Consider the following 19998-nt stretch of genomic DNA (forward strand, 5'->3'; position numbering starts at 1 on the left):
GAAGAAGCTTCGCCGCACGGTTTATTTAGGATTTTCTGCGATTGTGTCTCCAAGGGGAGGCCTCGTGGACCGCATCATCTTTTGCATCACGCGCGATCACGACTGGCGGATCACTGTGTTTGCGGCCCTGATCTGTCTGGTCGGTCTAGGCGTTTCGACCCGCTTCATGCAGCGGATGAGCGTCCGCGACCCTCTGCGCCGCAGACGTGCAGTGTTCATGGCGACCGTGATCGGAGCGCTGTCGATCTGGGCGACCCATTTCGTAGCCATGCAAGGTTTCATCGCCGGCGTGCCGGTGCGCTACGACCTGTTTCTGACACTGGCTTCGCTCGGCGTCGCCCTTGCCATGATCGGCCTGACCATCGGCTCCACCATGATGGGCAAGGGCAGGATCTGGCGCGTCCTGGCCGCCGTGATCGCCGTCGCAGGCGTCGGCGCCATGCATTATCTCGGTATGGCCGCCATCAAGGGCCCGGCGCATATCAGCTGGGATCCCGGCATGGTGGCGGCTTCCATCATCGGGGCCATGGCCATCGGATGCACGACCGCCTTCTTCTATCATCGCGGCGGCGTATTGCGGCTGTTGGTCACCGCCACCGGCCTGTCGATGACGGTGATCGTGCTTCATTTCGTCGGCATGGCGGCGATCAGCATCACGCCCGACACCACGGTCATGATGGATCAAGGCATATCGTCCGAGGCCATGCGCGTGCTGCTGGGCGCCATCCTGCTGCTGATCTGCGGCGTCGCAGGCGCTCTGGGCGTGATGGCCTATATGTCGCGTGCGACCGCGCTGCGCCGCATTCGCGAGGCGGTCGACGCCATGCCCGACGGGCTTGGATTCTATGATTCGAAGGATCGGCTGGTCCTGTGGAACGCTCGCTATGCCGAGGTGAACCCCGAGCTTGAACCCCATCTCATCGTCGGTTTGTCTTTCCGCGAGGCCTTGCGGATCGGCATCGACGAAGGCCGATACGCCGAGGCGCTGGGGCGCGAAGAGGAATGGCTGAATGAGCGGATGCAGGCAAGGCGTCATCTGTCGTCCAACAGCGAACAGCAGATCGCCGGCGGCCGCTGGCTGCGCATCCAGGACCGCCGCACCTCGGAGGGCGGTACGGTCACGGTCTGCAACGACATCACAGACCTGAAACGCGACGCACAGGCCCTGGCCGAGGCCCGCGACGCCGCAGAGGCCGCCAACGTCGCCAAGAGCCAATTCCTGGCCAATATGAGCCACGAGATCCGCACGCCCCTCAATGGCGTGATCGGCCTGTCGCAGGCTCTGTCCAAGACCGAACTGACGTCCGACCAGCGCGAAATGCTGGATCTGATGCAGGCTTCAGGCAAGACGCTGCAGACCCTGCTCAGTGACATCCTGGATCTGGCCCGCGTCGAATCGGGCAAGCTGGAGCTGACCGAGGACGCGTTCGAACTGGCGACCGTCGTGCGTGAGGCGGCTCAGCTCTATGCCGAGAACGCCCGCGAGAAGCATCTGGATTTCCACATCGACATCGATCTGGAAGACGATGTGTGGGTGCTGGGCGACGCGGTGCGTCTGAAGCAAGTGCTGACCAATCTGATTTCCAATGCAGTGAAGTTCACCAGCCAGGGTTTCGTCGGGCTGATCGTCCAGCGTGGCGTGGATCAGGACCGCCGTCCGGTGCTGCGCTTCACCGTCGAGGACAGCGGCATCGGCTTCGACGCCGCAACCCGCAGCCGGTTGTTCAGCCGATTCGAACAGGCCGACGGCGGCATCACGCGCAAGTTCGGCGGCTCGGGCCTGGGCCTGTCCATCTGCCGTCAGCTGGCGGAAATGATGGGCGGCGACCTGGGATGCGAAAGCGAGCCGGGCGGCGGGGCCGCCTTCATCTTGACCCTGCCGCTGAGACAATGCGAAGCTCCCAAGAGCCGAGAGCCTCTGGCTGTGGAGACCTATGCCGACGACGATCAGCGCGCGGTACGGGTGCTGGTGGCGGACGACCATCCGACCAACCGCCGCGTCATCGAACTGATTCTCGCCCAGACCTCGGTCCAGATCGTGATCGCGGAGAACGGCGCCCAAGCGCTGGAGGCCTTCCGCGCCGGCGCGTTCGACCTGGTCTTGATGGACATGCAGATGCCGATCATGGACGGGCTGACGGCGACGCAGGAGATTCGCCTGCACGAGACGACGATGGGGCTAGGCCGCACGCCTATCGTCATGCTGACCGCCAACGCCATGCCCGAGCACGTCGCGGCTGGGCGCGCGGCAGGCGCCGACCACCATCTGGCCAAGCCCTTCAACGCCGCCGAACTGCTGGGCATCGTCGCAGCGCCCGCTTCGCTGCTGAAGGACCGGGCGCAAGCGGCTTAAGCGGAACCTTTGACGGTTGCGCCCTGGACGTGATGCGTGTAATAGCCCGCGCTCTTGAATTCGAGGGTTCATCACCCCCGCCGCGAGAGCCTACGAGTTGGCGCGGCGTTTCCGTTGTTGTTGAGGCGAGCCACATGGCCGAGATCATTCTGAACGTGGACGTCCGCGATGGCGTCGGCACCGGCGGCGCTCGCGCTGCGCGTCGCGCTGGTTTCGTGCCGGGCGTCCTGTACGGCGGCGAGCAAGCCCCCGTCGCCATTTCGGTGAACGAGAAGGACTTCCGCAAGTCCCTCTACACCGGCAAGCTGCTGGGCCACCTGGTGACCCTGAAGTACGGCGACGAGACCCAGCCGGTCATCGCCAAGGACGTGCAGTTCGACCCCGTGTCGGACCGTCCCCTGCACTTCGACCTGATGCGCGTCGACGCTAAGGCCCCGGTCAAGATCGAAGTGGCGGTCCACTTCGCGAACGCCGACGAAGCCCCGTTCTCGCGTCAGGGCGGTTCGCTGGAAGTCGTGCGTCACGCCGTCGAGATCCTGGTCCGCGCCGACCAGATCCCGGAAGAACTGGTTGTCGACCTGGCCAAGGCCGAGATCGGCGACACCATCCGCATGTCGGACATCAACCTGCCCAAGGGCGCGGAAGCCACCATCACCGACCGTGACTTCGTGATCGCCACGATCAAAATCTCGTCCGCCGCTCTGTCGGAAGCCGCCGACGAAGCCGCTGACGCCGCCGAAGCCGAAGTCGCTCCGGTCGAGAAGACCGAAGACTGATCCTTCGTCTCTTCGAGAAGATTGCGCCCCGCCCGGTTCGCCGCGGCGGGGCTTTTCTTTGCCCAAGGTTGCGCGGTCGCAGGTGGCGCGCTACCTTTTCGGCATGAACCTGCACACGGCGCGGCCGGACAAGTACAAGCGCTATCGTGAGCGCAAGAAGGCCGCCGGCCTTAAGCAGGTCCGCGTTTGGGCGCTGGACCCCGACGCTCCCGGGTTTCGTGAACGCCTGATGGCGGATCAGGTCCGCATACGCGACAGCGAAAGCGAACGCGCCACCGTCGCCTTCATCGAGGCCATGTTGATGCAGGATCTTTCCGAGGACGATGCGACGGAAGCCTATTGAATCGCGGCGACATCATCACCGTCGCGGTGTCAGGCGACCACGGCAAGCCTAGACCCGCCGTCGTGGTCCAGGCCGATATCGTGCAAACCGGCACAATCCTGGTTTGTCTGATGACCAGCGACACGGAAAAGACCGCTCCCTATCGTCTCCTGCTGCAACCCACGCCTGGCAATGGCTTGAGAAAGCCAAGCCTTGTTCAGGCGGACAAGATATATCCAATCGCTCTCGCACGTTGCGGCGAGGTGATCGGCTGCCTTGACCAAACGGAACGCACCATGCTCGACCTTCATCTGCTTTTCGTTCTGGGGCTGGGCGCGGAATGATCATCATCGCTGGGCTCGGCAATCCGGGCGGCAAATACGAGAAGAACCGCCACAACATCGGCTTCATGGCCGCCGACGAGATTTCGCGTCGCTGGCGCTTCGGTCCCGAGCGCGCAAAATTCCAGTCGATCGTCAGCGAGGGCCAGGTCGAGACGGCCGATGGCCCGGTCAAGGTGCTGTTGATGAAGCCCCAGACCTATATGAACGAGAGCGGTCGGGCCGTTGGCGAGGCGGCGCGCTTCTACAAGATCAAGCCGTCCGAGATCATCGTCTTCCATGACGAGATCGACCTGGCCCCCGGCCGGTTCCGCATGAAGACCGGCGGCGGGGCGGCCGGCCAGAACGGCGTGCGCAGCCTGATCAGCCACCTGGGCGCCGACTTCCGCCGTGCGCGCATGGGCATCGGCCATCCGGGCGAAAAGGAACTGGTCATGCCCCACGTGCTGGGCGACTTCCACAAGGCTGAGCAGCCTTGGCTGGACGCCATGCTGCAAGCCTGCGCCGACGCCCTGCCCTTCGCCGCCGCCGGCGACGACGAACGCTATCAGGGCGAGGTCTTGCGCCTGGCCCCTGCACCCAAGTTCAGCCCGCGCCAAGCCGCGCGCGGCGAGCTTTGAGAACCCTGCCCGCCGCATTTGCCCGATCCACCCCTGTGAAAGATTCGACGACATGAAAATCCAGTTCGCCCTCGCCGCCGTCGCCCTATCTGTGGCGGCCTGCAACCAATCCGAACAAGCCAAGACGCCCGCAGCGGATACGGTCGGTCCCGTCGCGACGGCCGCCGTCGTCGTCGCAAGCGGGGCCTGGTGTCGCCCATCGCCGAACGGCGCCAAGGCTGGTGGCTGCTACGTCACCCTCAAGGCGGCGGCCAATGACCGTTTGACGGGCGGTTCGACGCCCGCCGCCGGTTCGCTGCAGGTCCACGAGATGAAGATGGAAGGCGGCATGATGAAGATGGCCGAACTGAAGCAAGGCCTGCCCCTGCCGGCCGGTCAGGCTGTGGCCTTGGCGCCGGGCGGCAACCACCTGATGCTGATCGGCCTGACCGCGCCGCTGGTGGAGGGCGCGACGGTCCCGTTGACGCTTCAGTTCGCCTCGGCCCCGGCCGTCACGGTGCAGGCGGCGGTGCGCCAGCCGGAGATGGCTGGCATGGATCACGGCGCGCATTGACCTCAGTTGAAGCGCGAGCCTGACAAACGGATCGGAACCCGCTAAAGGCTCGCGCCTCACGAGGAATACCATGGCCCTTAAAGTCGCGATCGTCGGCCTGCCCAACGTCGGCAAGTCCACTCTGTTCAACGCCCTGACCAAGACGGCGGCGGCCCAGGCGGCCAACTACCCGTTCTGCACCATCGAGCCGAACACCGGCGACGTGGCTGTGCCGGAGCCGCGTCTGGACGCCTTGGCCGAGATCGCCGGGTCCAAGGAGATCATCCCCTCGCGCATCACCTTCGTGGACATCGCCGGCCTGGTGCGCGGCGCGTCCAAAGGCGAGGGCCTGGGCAACCAGTTCCTGGCCAATATCCGCGACTGCGACGCCGTGGCCTTCGTGGCCCGCTGCTTCGTCGATGACGACATCACCCACGTCGAGGACCGCATCGATCCGATCGCTGATCTGGAGATCATCGAGACCGAGCTGATGCTGGCCGACATGGAGAGCCTGGAGCGCCGTCGGCCACAGCTGGAGAAACGCGCCAAGGGCGGCGACAAGGAATCCGGCCTGACGCTGAAGCTGGTCGACCTGGCCCTGGCCCAGTTGAACGCCGGCAAGCCCGCCCGCACCGCCGAGGTGTCCAAGGAGGACGCCAAGGCCTGGCACATGCTGCAACTGCTGACCGCCCTGCCTGCCCTCTATGTCTCCAACGTCGAGGAAGGTTCGGCCGACAAGGGCAACGACCTGTCCGACAAGGTCGCCGCGCGCGCCGCCCAGGACAACGCCAACTCGGTCGTCATCTCGGCCCAGATCGAGTCCGAGATCGCGGTGCTGGACGACGAGGAGCAGAAGGAGTTCCTTGAGACCCTAGGCCTGGAAGAACCCGGCCTGAACCGCCTGATCCGTGAGGCTTACAAGCTGCTGGGGCTTCAGACCTATTTCACGGTCGGCCCCAAGGAAGCCCGCGCCTGGACCATCCCGGTCGGAGCCACCGGCCCGCAGGCCGCCGGCGTGATCCACACCGACTTCGAGAAGGGTTTCATCCGCGCCGAAACCATCGCCTACGACGACTTCGTCTCCCTGCGAGGTGAAGCCAAGGCGCGCGAAGCCGGCAAGCTTCGCGCCGAAGGCAAGACCTATGTCGTCAAGGACGGCGACGTGATGAACTTCCTGTTCAACTAGGCGGCGCGACGGGCGGGGTCTCGGCCCCGTCCGGCTTCATCATCTTTTCCAGCGGATTGGCGGGATCGGGCGCACGCGGCGAGCCGGGGCAGCGCGCCAGTTTTACCGTCGTCATGTCCCGGTCGATGTAGGTCAGGTTCATCACGTCGCCGGTCGTGCTCATATGCACGCGCTCGGTCCTGGTCTGGCCCTGGGTCGCGCATCTCAAGGCCGCGACATAGCCCGAACCCGTCTCGTCGATGCTGGCGATATCGCAGTTGTGCCCATAGGCGTCGAACCGCAGCGGCGTCAGGGTGATCGGGCTGCGCTCGCCCTGAGGCTGGGCGCACCATTGTGGATTGGCCGCCCACACCCCCACGAAACTACGCGGCCCGCGCGACGCCAGAGATGACGGCCCCTTCGCCTCGACCTGCTGCATCGCATCGGGCGTGCGCAGTGGCGCGGCAGGCTCGTTGGGCGGATTGACCTGATGATCGCCGCAGGCGGCCAGGGCGACGATGGCGGCAACCATCGGGAACAGGGCTGTTTTCATCACGCCACAACGTCACGGCCAAGGTTCGGGTTCAAAACCGCACAGTCATTGCGGTTGATTCTGATAGTCGTTCGCAGTAACACGCCCGCCAGTCATCAAGCGGGGCCATTCATGCGTAACCTTCTCCTCCTCTCCACCGCCGCAGCCGCCTTCGGTTCGGCCCTGATCGTCCAGCCCGCGTGCGCCGAAGCGCCCGCAGCGGCGCCGGCGGCCGAAGTCGATCCCGTCGTGGTCATCGGCACGCGCTCGCAGCGTCTGGCCTCCAATACGCCGGCGACGGTCAGCGTCATCGACGCCGCCCAGATCGAGACGATGCTGGCGACCGACATCAAGGACCTGATCCGATTCGAGCCGGGCGTCAGCGTCCCCACCTCCCCTGCGCGTTTCAGCCTAGCCCTGTCCGGCGCAGGCCGCGACGCCAACTCCGGCTTCACCATTCGCGGAATGGGCGGAGACCGGGTGCTGATCATCAACGACGGTGTGCGCCTGCCCAACGGCTTCTCCTTCGGGGCCCAGGCGGTCGGTCGTGGCGGTTACAACGACCTGGACCTGGTCAAGTCTGTCGAGATTCTGCGCGGCCCGGCCTCGGCGCTTTACGGGTCTGACGGCGTCGCCGGCGCGGTGGCCTTCACGACCAAGGATCCGTCCGACTTCCTGATCGGCGACAAGAGCTTCGGCGCGCGCGGTCGCGTGGCCTACAACTCCGCCGACGAAGGCTGGACCGAGGGCGTGGCCTTCGCCGGTCGGTCGGGATCGCTGTCGGGCCTGTTGGCCTATACGCGTCGCGATGCGCAGGAGACCGAGAACAAGGGCTTGGTCGGCGGCGTCGGCGCCACCCGCACCGAACCGAACCCCCAGGACTTCAGCTCCAACGCCATACTGGGCAAACTGGTGTGGGAGGTGAACCCGAACCACACGCTGCGCCTGACCTATGACCATCTGGATTCGGAGATGGACGGCGATGCGCTGAGCAGCCGCTCGGCGACCGTTTTGGCGGTCACCGCCCACGATGAGACCCAGCGTGACCGCGTCAGCGCGGACTGGCGCTTCCAGGACTTCGCCGGCCTCAGCGACGGCTCGGTCTCCTTGTATTGGCAGGACGCCACCACGCGTCAGTACACGTTCGAGGACCGCATCCCGGCTGTGGACCGCGTCCGCGACACCACCTTCGACAACACCGTCTATGGCTTCGCGGCCCAAGGCGCCCGGGTCTTCGGCGAGGGCAGCGCCATTCAGCACCGCGTCACCGTCGGCGGCGACTGGTCGATGACCAGACAAGAAGGCATCCGCGACGGCGTGACCCCGCCGGTGGGCGAGACCTTCCCCATCCGCGCCTTCCCCAAAACCGAGTTCCAGCTGGCCGGCCTGTTCGTGCAAGACGAAATCGAACTGCTGGACGGCGCGCTCAGCATCATCCCCGCCGTGCGCTACGACTGGTATGACCTGTCGCCCAAGGTCGACGCCCAGTTCCCGGCGGCGGCTTCGGGCCAGAGCGACGATCACATCTCGCCCAAGCTGGGCGTGGTCTATTGGACCGGCGCGCACCTGGGCGTCTTCGCCAACTACAGCCTGGGCTTCCGCGCGCCGTCGCCGATGCAAGTGAACAACTTCTTCGAGAACCCCGTCTTCGGTTATCGCTCGATCCCGAACCCGAACCTGTCGCCCGAGACCAGCGAGAGCTTCGAGGCCGGTTTCCGTCTGCGCGACATCGATGTGGCGGGCGGCAAGATGCGGCTGAACACCACCGCCTTCGCCACCCATTATGACGACTTCATCGACCAGGTGGTGGTCAGCGGCACGGGCGTCCCCGGCGTAGATCCGCTGGTCTATCAGTACGTCAACCTGACCGAGGTGGACATCAAGGGACTGGAAGCGCGCACCGACATCTATTGGGACAATGGCTTCAGCCTGATCGGCTCGGCCGCCTATGCCGAGGGCGAACAGACGACCAACGGACGTCGCTCCGAGCTGGGCAGCATCGATCCGGTCAAGGTGGTCGCCGGCCTGAACTATGCCGCTCAGTCGGGCGTCTGGGGCGGTTCGGCGACGGTGACGTGGTCCGGCAAGAAGGACGCAGCGACCTATGGCGGTCTGTCGTGCGGATCGGCCTGCTATCTGGGCGACAGCTTCACCCTGCTGGACCTTACGACCTATTGGAACGTGACGGAGCGGGCGACGCTTCGCGCCGGCGCCTTCAACGTCTTCGACGAGACCTATGGCTGGTGGAGCGACGTGCGCGGCCTGTCCGCCACATCCACCGTCAAGGACGCCTACACGCAGCCGGGCCGCAACTTCGGCGTCTCGCTGACCCTGCGCCTGTAAGCGATCATGAAATCTTCCCACACCTCAAGGAGCCGCCGGATGCGCGCCATACTGATCGCCGCCGCCCTGTTGACGGCCGCCGCACCGACCGCACAGGCCCTCGATAACGGAGCCGCCGTCCAGGCGGCTCCGGCCTCTGCGCCCGCTAGCGCTTTCGAACGGGATCGCCAGTCGATCCTGGCCCAGGCCGGCCAGTACCGCGTCCACTTCGACATGCGCGAGAACGTCAGCTTCCGCGCCGACTACGACCCGCTGGAGGAAAAGCTGTCGGGCGGCAGCGAGATCGTCCGCGTGGTCTATGACAAGGGCGACAAGATCAGCCTGCAGCACATCCTGGTCATGGAGCACGGCGGCCAGACCGTCGTGGTCAAACACTGGCGCCAGGACTGGGCCTATCAGCCCCGGACGGTCCTGACCTATGCCGGGCCGAACCAGTGGACCCTGACGGCGGTGCCGGAAGCCGAGCGCACCGGCGCCTGGTCCCAGACTGTGTGGCAGACCGACGATTCGCCCCGCTACGGCGGCGTCGGCCATTGGACCTATGACAATGGCCTGTCGGCCTGGACCTCGAACGCCACGTGGCGGCCACTGGCGCGTCGCGATGCGGTGCGCAACCCGGTCTATGACCGCTATCTGGGCACGAACCGCCACATCCTGACGCCGGACGGCTGGGTCCATATCCAGGACAATATGAAGATGTCGGGCAAGGCCGGGGGCGAGCCGATCGCCATCGTCCAGGAAGACGTCATCAACACCTATGATCGCTCGACCAGCTATTCGCCCCAGGCCGGCGACGACTACTGGACCGAAACTCAAGGCTTCTGGTCCGCCGTGCGCGACGCCTGGGACGCCGCCATCGCCGCCCATGACGGCATCCATCTGCAGGAGATCGGCGAGACAGGATCGGTCACCGGCACGCCGCTGATGGACCTGGCGCAACAGATCGCGGACGGCGAAACGACCGAAGCCGAAGCCGTCGCCAAGGCCCGCGTCCTGATCACCGAGGCCACGACGCCGCGCTGACCATCCCCCAGCGCGGAGCGTGAGACGGCGGCCGGTTTCTCCGGTCGCCGTTTTTTCGTTTCAGCTCAGGACGATGCGGCCATTGTCTAAGCGGAAGGCCACGCCGGTTCGTTGGAACAGGCGCGCGATCACGGCGGACGGATCGGCCGCGCCCTGATCCAGCAACCGTTCCACGTCCCCGCGCAGCGACGGATCGCGCGATGTCCGCGTCAGAGCCGTCAGCCATTCCTCGCGGCTCAGCACGCCGTCCGGCTGACGCAGCAGGGGTTTCAGGAAGTCGAGCCAGTCGCCGCCCATCCGCTGTTTCTGCGCGCCCTCGGCCGTCATGGCGAAGACGGCGCCGCACGCATAATAGGCGCGGTGTTCGCCGCGCGCGCCCGCCTGCGCCACCGGCTTCCTGGCCAAGTTCACACAGTCGTCGATCTCGGACTGAAGCTCGCTGCGGGCGTCATAGGTGGGGTCCAGACGCTTCAGCGCCCGCACCGCCATCAGGTCGGCCCCGCCCTCGGTGATCCAGGCCTCGTCGGCGAACTGATAGCGGACGGTCTGGCCCAGCCAGAAATGCGCCGCCTCATGGCCGATGAACCAGCGCGACCGCTCCATGATGTCGGGCTGGGCCGTGGTCACGCCCCGCCCCTCGAACGACATGACGATCAGGCCGGGAAGGACGCTGCCGCCCATGCTGGTCATCCGTTCGGTCGGACCGTTCCAGGCCACCATGACGATGGGGGTGTCGCCGCCGGAGCCGGGCGCGCCCAGCCGATCGCGGTAATATTGGCCGACGCGCGGGGCGAACCCTCGAATCTCCTCGCCAATCCAGGGCGGCAGGTTGGGGTCGATCACGGTCGACAGCCCCTCGCCCGGCGTCACGGTCGCCTCGCCCAGCAAAACGTAGCTGCGCTCGTCCATGGTGGTCAGTTGGTCATGCCGACGGCCATTGAACAGCACCGGCCCACTGTCGTCGCGCCACGTCACGCGCGACGACCCGCCGTCCAGCGTCACCCGGTTCAGGTCGTCCGGCACCGCCTCCGCCGCCTGGGCCGACGGCAGGGCGAAGACGTCCAGTTGCCGCGTCGGCAGGGCGACCGCGCCGTTGGAGAACAGCAGGGTCGGATACTCCGCCTCCAGGTCCACCGCCTGCGGCCTGACGCGGAACCGCACCTCGCGCGGCACGGGCCCGCCGTTCGTGCTGCGGATGATGTCGTAGTGACCGCGTCGCTCCATCACCATGCCCGGCGTCTGCACCGTCCACTGGCGAGGCCGCCAGGGCTGACGTGAATCCGTCTCCAGCGCCGAGTCCATGAAGGCCCAGACCGGAACGTCGCGACCGAACCGATAGTCGATGTTCAGATGGTCGCCGTCGCGGGTCACGGTCACCTGGGGTGCGCTTTCATCCAGAACGGCTTGCCGCGAGACGATCGGGCCCGCCGCACAGGCGCCGCCCATGAGAACGACAGCGGCGATGGCGGACGAAGCGAAGGCGTGGACGCGCAAAGGCGATCTCCTGAAGGATGGTCGGCGCGAAGCCTAGCGGTGCTGAACGCGCCGCGTCAGCTTACGGTTTCGTCAGGCTGAGGCCCGTTCCAGAGCGCGACCCGCCACCGCCAGTTCCCCGGCCATGACTGCCTTCAGCCGTTCCGGGGCCAGGATCTGCGCCTGCTCGCCCCAGGTGAACAGATGCCAGGCCAGTTCGCGCATGCCCGACGCGCGAAACCGCACGACGACGGCGCCGTCCGCCTGATCCTCGAAACTCTGGGTCGGATGCCAGCGCCAGCTCTTCGCCTCGGTCGCGCCCTGGGGCGTGATCCGCAGCACCACATCCTCGATCTCGTCCTGATAGATGCCGAAGGACTGGCTGGCGAAGACGCTCAGGTCGAAATCCGCGGGCGGGACGGCCAGCCCCTCCTGCGGCGCGACATGGCTCATCCGGTCCAGGCGGAAGGTCTGGATACGGCCGGTCTCGCGGTCGGCGGCGACCAGATAGTTGGCGCGGCCGAACATGACGCCGCATGGGGCGACGCTGCGCCGGCGCGGCTCGGCGCCCGGCCGCGAATAGGTGAAGCCCAGCGGCTGCTGCGCCAGCACGGCGCCGCGAATGGCGGTCAGCATGGCCTCGTCCGCAGAGGGGCGCGGCCCGGCCTGGACGGCGATGGTCTCGGCCCTGACCAGGGCCTCAAGGTCCGGCGCCATCCGGTTCAGGGTGGTAGACCGCATCGCGGCTTTCAGCTTGCGCTCCAGCCCCTCCAGCGCCGTCGCCCGCGCCGGTTCGCCGGCGGCCCGCAGGGCCGATGCCGCCTTGGACAGTTCCAGCATTTCGGTCGCCGTCGGCGCCTGTTCGAAGGCCGACAGGCCGCCACGGATACGCCAGCGTTTCGATGGCGGGTCCGACACCTCGTCCACCTGGGGGAACAGCATCATGACCGCGTCGCGCATCCGCTCGGCGGTGCGGCGCCCCACCCGCATGTCGCGTGCCATTTCGTCGATGGACAAGCCTTCGGCGCTGGCGGCCATGCGCCGCGCCAGTTCGATCACCATCGCCGCCTTGTCGTGTCTCATTGCGGCTCCCGATACCTACGTCCGTTTCTGACGCAACACTGCTCCATAACCCAATCATCGACAAGAGGCCGTCGCTTCAGGAGATCACATCATGGCTCGTTTCCAACCTACCCAGACGATCAACGCCAGCCGCTATATCATCGTGCCGTGCGAGGCCGACGGCTCGTCCGACCTCGCCGTGATCTGGGATCGGCTGGAGGAACAGGTGGTGGACGTCATCTCGGCCGCCGCCAGCAGCCGCTACTCGGACGAGGACATGCTGTGGGACGAAGGCCGTGCAGGCGACATGCCCTCGGAATGGCGGATGGCGGCCTAAAGGCTCAGGCCGCTTTCGGCTTGGTCCAGCGGTCGATCATCCGCTGCGCCGGCTGTTCGACCAGTCGGTGCGCGACGACCGCGACCGCCACGATGAAGCCGAACATGGCGACGGCGAACAGGTCGTTCAGCCAGACCGAGCCGAAATCGATGCGTCGCACAGGCACCCAGTCCAGCTTCCTGGCCACGATCATCATTACGGTCAGAATGAACATGTGGACCATGTAGATAGCGAACGACCACCGCCCCAGGGTGACCAGCGCCGGATGATCCAGCACGCGTGACAGGGCGCCGTCCTCGCCCGCAAAGACCCAGATCAGGACCCCGAAGACCAGGGTCACGGCGACGGTGATCGGCCCCTGGGCATAGCCGATGAAGATGCAGGCTGCGACGATGGCCGCGACCTCCAGCGCCGTCGCGGCGCCGCCCTTGAGCCGAGGAATGCGCGTCCACAGCCCCTGAAGTAGGCAGCCCAGGAAGAAGCCATAGACCGCGCGCGGCACGGCGAAGTCATAGGTCGTGTTCATCCAGCGCCGGGCGTAACTGACAACCAGCACGCCCCCGATGATCGCCAGAACCAGACCGATCCAGCGGAACCGTTTCGGCGCAATCAGAACCAGACCGGCGAAGATCAGATAGCAGGCCCATTCCGCGCTGAGCGTCCAGGCTGGCCCGTTCCAGGTCAGATAGGGATGCACATGCCAGGCCTGGATCATCGCCAGGTTGGTGAAGATCGCCTCGATCGACCGGTCCCGCGTGAACGGCGGGGCGCTGTCGAAGTGGAACACCAGCCGCGCCAGCTCCAGCCCGACGAAGGCCGCCAGCATCAGCAGATGCAGCGGCCAGATCCGCCCGAACCGCCGCACCATGAACCGCCCGGCGTCCCGCCCCGACTTCAGCCGGTTCGCATAGGCATGGGCGATGACGAAGCCCGACAGCACGAAGAAATAATCGACGAACAGATAGGAATGCTGGACGAAACCCCAATCGCGCCAGTGACTTGCCACCGGCATGTGGAACATCACCACCAGGATGGCGCACACCCCGCGCAGGGAGTCCAAGGCCTCGAAACGGCGATGGGCGACGGGGACGGGTCCGGACAATGTGTTCACGGACGCGTGATAGCGCCGGTCAAGGTTGGGCGATAGGGGGCTGGTGAGACTTCAGTCAGAACCGGCCTTGAGCGCTCGAACAGCATGATCGCAAAGGTCCCGCAGGACCGTCTGATCGACATCCTCAAGGCGCGCGATGTAGAGGCAGCCGACGCCGGCCTTCACCTTGCCGAGGCAGGGGATAAGCTGCGCCCGCTCAGGAAAATCGCCTGACACATACAGGACCAGATTGGCTTTTCTTGGTGAAAAGCTGATGAGGGGCCAGCCGCCCTTCGGTCCACCTGTATTGCCGAATCCGACGATGGACGGTCCCCACAGGACGGCCGGTTCGCCGGTGATCTCCGCCATCATTGCAGCGACGGCTTGAGCGTCCGACCGTCGGCGTGGGTCTTCGATCCTGGACAGGAAGTCGGCAACCGAAGCGTCGGTGGGGCCGGTCTTAGGCGTGCTGGTCATGGTCCCTACAGCCCCTTCACGATCCCCTCGACCATCTTCTTGGCGTCGGCGAACAGCATCATGGTGTTGTCGCGGAAGAAAAGTTCGTTCTCGACGCCCGCATAGCCCGAGCCCATGCTGCGCTTGATGAACAGGACGGTGCCCGCCTTCTCCACGTCCAGGATCGGCATGCCGTAGATGGCGCTGGTCGGGTCGGTCTTGGCGGCGGGGTTGGTGACGTCGTTGGCGCCGATGACGAAGGCGACGTCGGCGGTGGCGAACTCGGCGTTGATGTCCTCCAGCTCGAACACCTCGTCATAGGGGACGTTGGCCTCGGCCAGCAGGACGTTCATGTGGCCCGGCATCCGGCCGGCGACGGGGTGGATGGCGTATTTCACCTCGACGCCTTCCTCCTTCAGCTTGTCGGCCATTTCGCGCAGCGCATGCTGGGCCTGGGCCACCGCCATGCCGTAGCCGGGGACGATGATGACCTTGGACGCATTCTTCATGATGAAGGCGGCGTCCTCGGCCGAGCCCTGTTTTACCGGACGCGTCTCCTTGGCGCCGGCGGGACCGGCCGCCGCATCGCCGCCGCCGAAACCGCCCAGGATGACGCTGATGAAGCTGCGGTTCATGCCCTTGCACATGATGTAGCTCAGGATCGCGCCCGACGACCCGACCAGGGCGCCGGTGATGATCAGGGCAATGTTCTCCAGCGTGAAGCCCAGGGCCGCCGCCGCCCAGCCGGAATAGGAGTTCAGCATCGACACCACGACCGGCATGTCGGCGCCGCCGATGGGGATGATCAGGGTCGCGCCCAGCACCAGGGCGATCAGGAAGACGCCCCAGAAGGCCCAGGTCGCCGCGCCGTTGGTGCCGATCAGGATGCCGATCAGCAAGACCAGGCCCAGCGCCAGACCCACGTTGATCAGGTGCCGCGCCGGCAACATGATCGGCGCGCCGCTCATGTTGCCGTTCAGCTTGGCGAAGGCGATGACCGAGCCGGTGAAGGTGATAGCCCCGATGGCGACGCCGAGGCTGAGTTCGATGATCGACAGGGTCTTGATGCCCGTCCCGTCGTCGGACAGGATTCCGAAGGCCTCAGGCGCATAGACGGCGCCGATGGCGACCAGACAGGCGGCCATGCCGACCAGGCTGTGGAAGGCGGCGACGAGTTGCGGCATGTCGGTCATGGCGACGCGCTTGGCGATCAGCGCCCCCGCACCGCCGCCGACGATGACGCCGCCCGCGATCAGGGCCAGGGTCACGGTGTCCAGCGCGCCTGTTGTGCCGAGCGTCAGCAGGGTCACGCCAATGGCCAGGGCCATGCCGATCATGCCGAAGGTGTTGCCCTGGCGGCTGGTCTCGGGGCTGGACAGGCCACGCAGCGACAGGATGAACAGGACGCCCGAAACCAGATAGGCCAATGCGGCCAAAGACGCTGTAAGCGATGCGTTCATCACGCCCCTCCCCTCAAGACGTGCGCGCCAGCCGCCACAGGGCGGCGGCGATGAACAACGGGCCGATAAAGAACAGGGCCCATTCGAAGACGCCCAGCGGCCGGTCCTGCGTCACGACGCGAACCAGGATGGCCGAGAAGACCAGGGCGATGCCGCAGTCGTGCAGCCGCTGGCGCTTGATCGGGACCTTGGTCCCGAACCAGCCGTACAGCCACAGGCCGAACCCGACGCCAGTGGCGACCCACGAACCGGTGATGGCGATCTGCGCGGCGTCCGTCACGAAGACGCCTCGGGAGCGGCCTTGGGCGCCGGCCGCTCCTTCTTCTTGTACATGGCCAGCATCCGCCGGGTGACCATGAAGCCGCCGAAGATGTTGACGCTGGCCAAGGTGACGGCGACGACGCCCGCGCCCTTGGCGATCCAGGCGCTGGGGCCAGTCGCGTCACCCGACACGGCGGCCGCCGCGATCAGGCCGCCGACGATGATGACGCTGGAAATGGCGTTGGTCACGGCCATCAGTGGCGTATGCAGGGCCGGCGTCACGCTCCAGACGACGTAATAACCGACGAAGATCGCCAGCACGAAGATGGCCAGGCGGAAGACGGTGGGATCGACGTGTTCCATCAGTTTACTCCCTTGAGACCTTCATGCACGACGGCGCCGCCGCTCGTGACCACGGCCGCCTTCAGGATCTCGTCCTCCAGATCGACCGTCAGCACGCCGTCCTTGATCAGCAGGCCGACGAAGGCCGACAGGTTGCGGGCGTAGAGGGCGCTGGCGTCGGCGGCGATGCGGCCGGGCAGATTGGCCCAGCCGACGATGGTGACGCCGTTCGCAGTGGTCACCACCTCGTTCAGCTTGGAGCCCTCGACATTGCCGCCCGCCTCGACCGCCAGGTCGATAATGACCGAGCCCGGCTTCATCGAGGCGACATGGGCGGCGGTCAGCAGCACCGGCGCGGCCCGGCCGGGGATCAGGGCCGTGGTGATGACGATGTCCTGCTTGACCACGTGGGTCGCGGTCAGATCGGCCTGTTTGGCCTGATATTCGGGCGACATCGGCTTGGCGTAGCCGCCGGCGGTCTGGGCGTTCTTGAACTCCTCGTCCTCGACGGCCAGGAATTTGGCGCCCAGGCTCTCGACCTGTTCCTTGGTGGCGGGGCGGACGTCGGTGGCGGTGACGACGGCGCCCAGCCGCCGTGCCGTGGCGATGGCCTGAAGCCCGGCGACGCCCACGCCCATGATGAAACATTTGGCCGGGGCGACCGTGCCGGCCGCCGTCATCATCATGGGGAAGCCCTTGCCATAGGCGTTGGCCGCCTCGATCACCGCCCGATATCCGGCCAGATTCGCCTGGGACGACAGCACGTCCATGACCTGGGCGCGGGTGATGCGAGGCACGAACTCCATGGCGAAGGCGGTGGCGTTGGCGCCGGTCAGGGCCTCGACCGTGGCCTTGTCACGCCAGGCGTCCAGCATGGCGATGACGATGGCGCCGGGCTTGAGCGCGCTGGTCTCCTGGGCCGTGGGACCGCGCACCTTCAGCACGATGTCGGCGCCGTCCAGCACGGCGCGGGTGTCCGGCTTCACCGTTGCGCCGGCGGCTGTGTAGTCGGCGTCGGGAATGGAGGAGCCCAGGCCGGTCCCGGCCTCGACCGTAACGGTCGCGCCCAGGGCGATCAGCTTCTTGACCGTCTCGGGCGTGACGGCGCAGCGCGTCTCGCCTTCGCGACGTTCACGGGTGACGGCGATAGCGACGGCCAAGCGAATCCCCTCGTTCTTCTCGTTGAACGAAGGTTAGGCCGTTCCGGCGCAAGCCGTCAAAGCACGGTTATGCCAAAGCTTGGCGAGGTTGCGTGATTTCAGACCGCCGCAGCAGGAAACGGCGCAACCGATGTAGGGATCAGTGCGCAGCGCCCGGCTTGGACTTCAGCGCCACGAAGCCAGCGCCCCCCAGGACGACCGCGCCGATGACGGCGGCCATGAAGCTGCCGCCCGGATGGAACCACAGGGTCAGGAACAGCAGCAGGACCGCGATGCCCAGACTGCCCCACTTGGCCAGGTTCAGGAACAGGCGGTAGGTCGAGACCTGCTCGCGCACTTCCATATGGCCATGCAGATAGGCTTGCGCGTCGGCGTCGGCAGGTGCGTTGGCGGTGTCGTGCAGGTCGGCCATGCGTTAAATCCCCTCGTCGTTATCGCGGACTTACACCGAGGCGCCCGCCCCGCTCAAGCCCGCAGTCAGCTATCGTATCAGCCCAGCGCCTCGAACTGATCCACCAGACGTTCCAGCCTCTGGCAGCCCACGCTCCAGAAGGCCGGGTCGCGCGGGTCCAGGCCGAACGGCTTCAACGCCTCGACATAGGTGCGCGATCCGCCGCCGGCCAGCAGTTCGCGATACAGCGGCGTGAAGCCCTTTGGATCGTTGCGCCGCGCCTCCATCAGGGCCGCCACCAGCAGGTCGCCGAAGGCGTAGGCGTAAACATAAAAGGGCGAATGGACGAAATGGCTGACGTAGGCCCACCAGTGTTCATAGCCGGGGTTCAACTTGACCGACGGCCCCAGCGAGGCGGCCATCTCCTCCAGCCACAGATGGTTGATGCGCTGCTGCGACACCTCGCCCTGCAGGCGCTCGTCGTGGAATCGGGTCTCGAAACGGTGGAAGGCGATCTGGCGCACGACGGTGTTCAGCCCATCCTCGATCCGGCCGGCCAGCAGGCCGCGCTGCTCGGACTTCGGCGCGGTCGCCAGGAGACGATCAAAAGTCAGCCCCTCGGCGAAGATCGACGCCGTCTCGGCTAAGGTCAGGGGGGTGTCGGCCAGAAGCGTGCCCTGATCCGCGGCCAGGGTCTGGTGGACGCCGTGCCCCAACTCGTGCGCCAGGGTCAGGACATCGCGCCGCTCGCCCATCCAGTTCAGGAAGACATAGGGGTGGCGGTCAGCGGTGACGGGGTGGGCGTATGCGCCCGATTGCTTGCCCGCCCGCGCTCGGCCGTCGATCCACGGCTTGTCGAAGAAGCCGCCCGCCCGCTCGGCGAAGTCGCCGCCCAGGTCCGAGAAACTGTCCAGCACGATCTCGCGCCCCTGGGTCCAGGTGAAGGCGCGCGGCGCAGTGGTCTCGATTGGGGCGTTGCGGTCCCAGTGATCCAGCCGCGCCTTGCCCATCGCCTTGGCCTTCAGCGCATAATAGCGATGCGACAAGCGCGGATAGGCGGCGGCGACAGCCTCGGCCATGGCGTCCACGGCCTCGCCGTCAACCTCATTGCCCAGGTGGCGGCTGTCGGCGGGGCGTTTGAAACCGCGCCAGCGATCCTCCATCGCCTTGTCGGCGGCGACGGTGTTCAGCACCAGGGCCAGGGTCGGAGCACGGGCGGCCAGAGCTTCCGACAGGCCCTCGGCGGCGGCCTTGCGGCGCGCGGGCTTGGCGTCCGACAGGCGGTTCAGGGCCTCGGCCAGGGTCAGGCTCTCGCTGCCCGCTTTCGCACGCAGGGCGGCCAGTTGCTCGTCGAACAGACGCGGCCATTGGGCGGTGATCGGCCCGCGCTCGGCGATGAAGGTCTCCAGCTCGGCCGACAGTTCATGCGGTTTCATGGCTCGCACCCGACGCAGCCACGGCCGCCAGCGCGCCGCGCCGTCGTGGGCTGTCAGGGCCGCCTCCAGCGCCGCATCGTCGATCTGGTTGATCTCCAGCGTCAGCCAGACGGTGGGGGTGGCGATGGCGGTGATCTTCTCACGCACATCGGCCTCGAACCCCTGCGCCGTCGCATCGTCGCGCGCGGTCGAGGCCGACAGGAAGGCGTAGGCGCCCAGCGCGCCCAGCACGTCCGACGCCTGCTCATACAGGTGGATGGCCCGGTCCAGCACGGCCCCCAGGCTGGCGGCGTCCTGTTCGGCGGCCAGCTTCCCCTTCAAGCCATTCAGCGAATCCACCAGACCCCGCGCCTTTTCCAGGTCGCCCGCGACCTTGGCGTCGTCGCGCGAGGCGTAGAGGTCGGTCAGGTCCCACAGCGGGGCTTCGGTGCTGGGCGTCTTGAAGGGAGCGTTCATGATCCCTGTTCTGGGGATGTCGGACGACGGCTGCAACCTTCCGCCACGCTTTCTCGACGATGCCGGC

General features: G+C 66.5%; 21 protein-coding genes. 10 read left to right on the forward strand and 11 right to left on the reverse strand.

Annotated features, from left to right (window positions below):
• Positions 1–64 precede the first annotated feature (64 nt).
• The 7 genes from WC597_RS11395 (at position 65) to ychF (ending at position 6130) form a co-directional block, all read left to right on the forward strand.
• Positions 65–2353 carry an ATP-binding protein gene (locus tag WC597_RS11395; protein WP_372693417.1) on the forward strand — a complete coding sequence of 763 codons (2289 nt, stop codon included), beginning with the start codon at positions 65–67 and terminating at the stop codon, positions 2351–2353.
• Positions 2354–2487: 134 nt separating this feature from the next.
• On the forward strand, positions 2488–3129 hold the full coding sequence (locus WC597_RS11400; RefSeq protein WP_372693418.1) for a 50S ribosomal protein L25/general stress protein Ctc: 642 nt from the start codon (positions 2488–2490) through the stop codon (positions 3127–3129).
• Between the two features lie 82 nt (positions 3130–3211).
• Positions 3212–3472, forward strand: coding sequence for an antitoxin MazE-like protein (locus WC597_RS11405; RefSeq protein WP_372693419.1), 261 nt, complete (start codon positions 3212–3214; stop codon positions 3470–3472).
• Positions 3469–3795 carry a type II toxin-antitoxin system PemK/MazF family toxin gene (locus WC597_RS11410; RefSeq protein ID WP_372693420.1) on the forward strand — a complete coding sequence of 109 codons (327 nt, stop codon included), beginning with the start codon at positions 3469–3471 and terminating at the stop codon, positions 3793–3795. Before WC597_RS11405 ends, WC597_RS11410 begins: the two co-directional genes overlap by 4 nt.
• Positions 3792–4412, forward strand: coding sequence for an aminoacyl-tRNA hydrolase (pth, locus tag WC597_RS11415; protein WP_372693421.1), 621 nt, complete (start codon positions 3792–3794; stop codon positions 4410–4412). Before WC597_RS11410 ends, pth begins: the two co-directional genes overlap by 4 nt.
• A gap of 52 nt (positions 4413–4464) precedes the next feature.
• On the forward strand, positions 4465–4965 hold the full coding sequence (locus WC597_RS11420) for a copper chaperone PCu(A)C (RefSeq protein WP_372693422.1): 501 nt from the start codon (positions 4465–4467) through the stop codon (positions 4963–4965).
• 70 nt (positions 4966–5035) lie between these two features.
• Entirely contained in the window at positions 5036–6130 is a 1095-nt protein-coding gene (ychF, locus tag WC597_RS11425; protein WP_372693423.1) for a redox-regulated ATPase YchF, read from the forward strand.
• Here the strand turns inward: ychF and WC597_RS11430 are convergent.
• Positions 6123–6662: a hypothetical protein gene (locus WC597_RS11430; RefSeq protein ID WP_372693424.1), complete on the reverse strand. Its 540-nt coding sequence runs from the start codon at positions 6660–6662 to the stop codon at positions 6123–6125. The genes ychF and WC597_RS11430 overlap by 8 nt on opposite strands.
• A 111-nt stretch (positions 6663–6773) precedes the next feature.
• Between WC597_RS11430 and WC597_RS11435 the strand changes: the two genes are divergently transcribed.
• Entirely contained in the window at positions 6774–8984 is a 2211-nt protein-coding gene (locus tag WC597_RS11435) for a TonB-dependent hemoglobin/transferrin/lactoferrin family receptor (protein WP_372693425.1), read from the forward strand.
• Positions 8985–9023: 39 nt separating this feature from the next.
• The gene (locus WC597_RS11440; protein WP_372693426.1) at positions 9024–10007 is read left to right on the forward strand and encodes a DUF6607 family protein; all 984 of its coding nucleotides are present in this window, start codon (positions 9024–9026) and stop codon (positions 10005–10007) included.
• Positions 10008–10067: 60 nt separating this feature from the next.
• On the opposite strand, the gene WC597_RS11445 is transcribed toward WC597_RS11440, so the two are convergent.
• Together WC597_RS11445 and WC597_RS11450 are read right to left on the reverse strand one after the other, a co-directional pair.
• Positions 10068–11501, reverse strand: a complete 1434-nt coding sequence (locus WC597_RS11445; RefSeq protein WP_372693427.1) for a hypothetical protein — start codon at positions 11499–11501, stop codon at positions 10068–10070.
• Between the two features lie 72 nt (positions 11502–11573).
• Positions 11574–12563 carry a helix-turn-helix transcriptional regulator gene (locus WC597_RS11450; protein WP_372693428.1) on the reverse strand — a complete coding sequence of 330 codons (990 nt, stop codon included), beginning with the start codon at positions 12561–12563 and terminating at the stop codon, positions 11574–11576.
• A gap of 91 nt (positions 12564–12654) precedes the next feature.
• On the opposite strand from WC597_RS11450, the gene WC597_RS11455 reads away from it, so the two are divergent.
• Positions 12655–12879, forward strand: a complete 225-nt coding sequence (locus WC597_RS11455; protein WP_372693429.1) for a hypothetical protein — start codon at positions 12655–12657, stop codon at positions 12877–12879.
• 4 nt (positions 12880–12883) lie between these two features.
• Here WC597_RS11455 and WC597_RS11460 read toward each other — a convergent pair whose 3' ends face one another.
• The 8 genes from WC597_RS11460 to WC597_RS11495 all read right to left on the reverse strand — a co-directional run bounded on the left by WC597_RS11460 (position 12884) and on the right by WC597_RS11495 (position 19931).
• Positions 12884–13990, reverse strand: a complete 1107-nt coding sequence (locus WC597_RS11460) for an acyltransferase family protein (protein ID WP_372693430.1) — start codon at positions 13988–13990, stop codon at positions 12884–12886.
• Positions 13991–14041: 51 nt separating this feature from the next.
• The gene (locus WC597_RS11465; RefSeq protein WP_372693431.1) at positions 14042–14446 is read right to left on the reverse strand and encodes a DUF1801 domain-containing protein; all 405 of its coding nucleotides are present in this window, start codon (positions 14444–14446) and stop codon (positions 14042–14044) included.
• A 5-nt stretch (positions 14447–14451) separates the two neighbouring features.
• Entirely contained in the window at positions 14452–15885 is a 1434-nt protein-coding gene (locus WC597_RS11470; RefSeq protein WP_372693432.1) for an NAD(P)(+) transhydrogenase (Re/Si-specific) subunit beta, read from the reverse strand.
• Positions 15886–15898: 13 nt separating this feature from the next.
• Entirely contained in the window at positions 15899–16165 is a 267-nt protein-coding gene (locus WC597_RS11475) for a hypothetical protein (protein ID WP_372693433.1), read from the reverse strand.
• Complete coding sequence (locus WC597_RS11480) at positions 16162–16509, reverse strand: NAD(P) transhydrogenase subunit alpha (protein ID WP_372693434.1); 348 nt, start codon at positions 16507–16509, stop codon at positions 16162–16164. The genes WC597_RS11475 and WC597_RS11480 overlap by 4 nt, the downstream gene beginning before the upstream one ends.
• Positions 16509–17648 carry a Re/Si-specific NAD(P)(+) transhydrogenase subunit alpha gene (locus WC597_RS11485; RefSeq protein ID WP_372693435.1) on the reverse strand — a complete coding sequence of 380 codons (1140 nt, stop codon included), beginning with the start codon at positions 17646–17648 and terminating at the stop codon, positions 16509–16511. The genes WC597_RS11480 and WC597_RS11485 overlap by 1 nt, the downstream gene beginning before the upstream one ends.
• Positions 17649–17787: 139 nt before the next feature.
• Complete coding sequence (locus tag WC597_RS11490; RefSeq protein ID WP_372693436.1) at positions 17788–18060, reverse strand: aa3-type cytochrome c oxidase subunit IV; 273 nt, start codon at positions 18058–18060, stop codon at positions 17788–17790.
• A gap of 77 nt (positions 18061–18137) precedes the next feature.
• A complete protein-coding gene (locus tag WC597_RS11495) occupies positions 18138–19931 on the reverse strand; it encodes a M3 family oligoendopeptidase (RefSeq protein WP_372693437.1) in 1794 nt (597 codons plus the stop codon).
• Between the last annotated feature and the right edge of the window lie 67 nt (positions 19932–19998).

Origin of the sequence: Brevundimonas sp., from assembly GCF_041648115.1 — a bacterium.
GTDB lineage: Bacteria > Pseudomonadota > Alphaproteobacteria > Caulobacterales > Caulobacteraceae > Brevundimonas.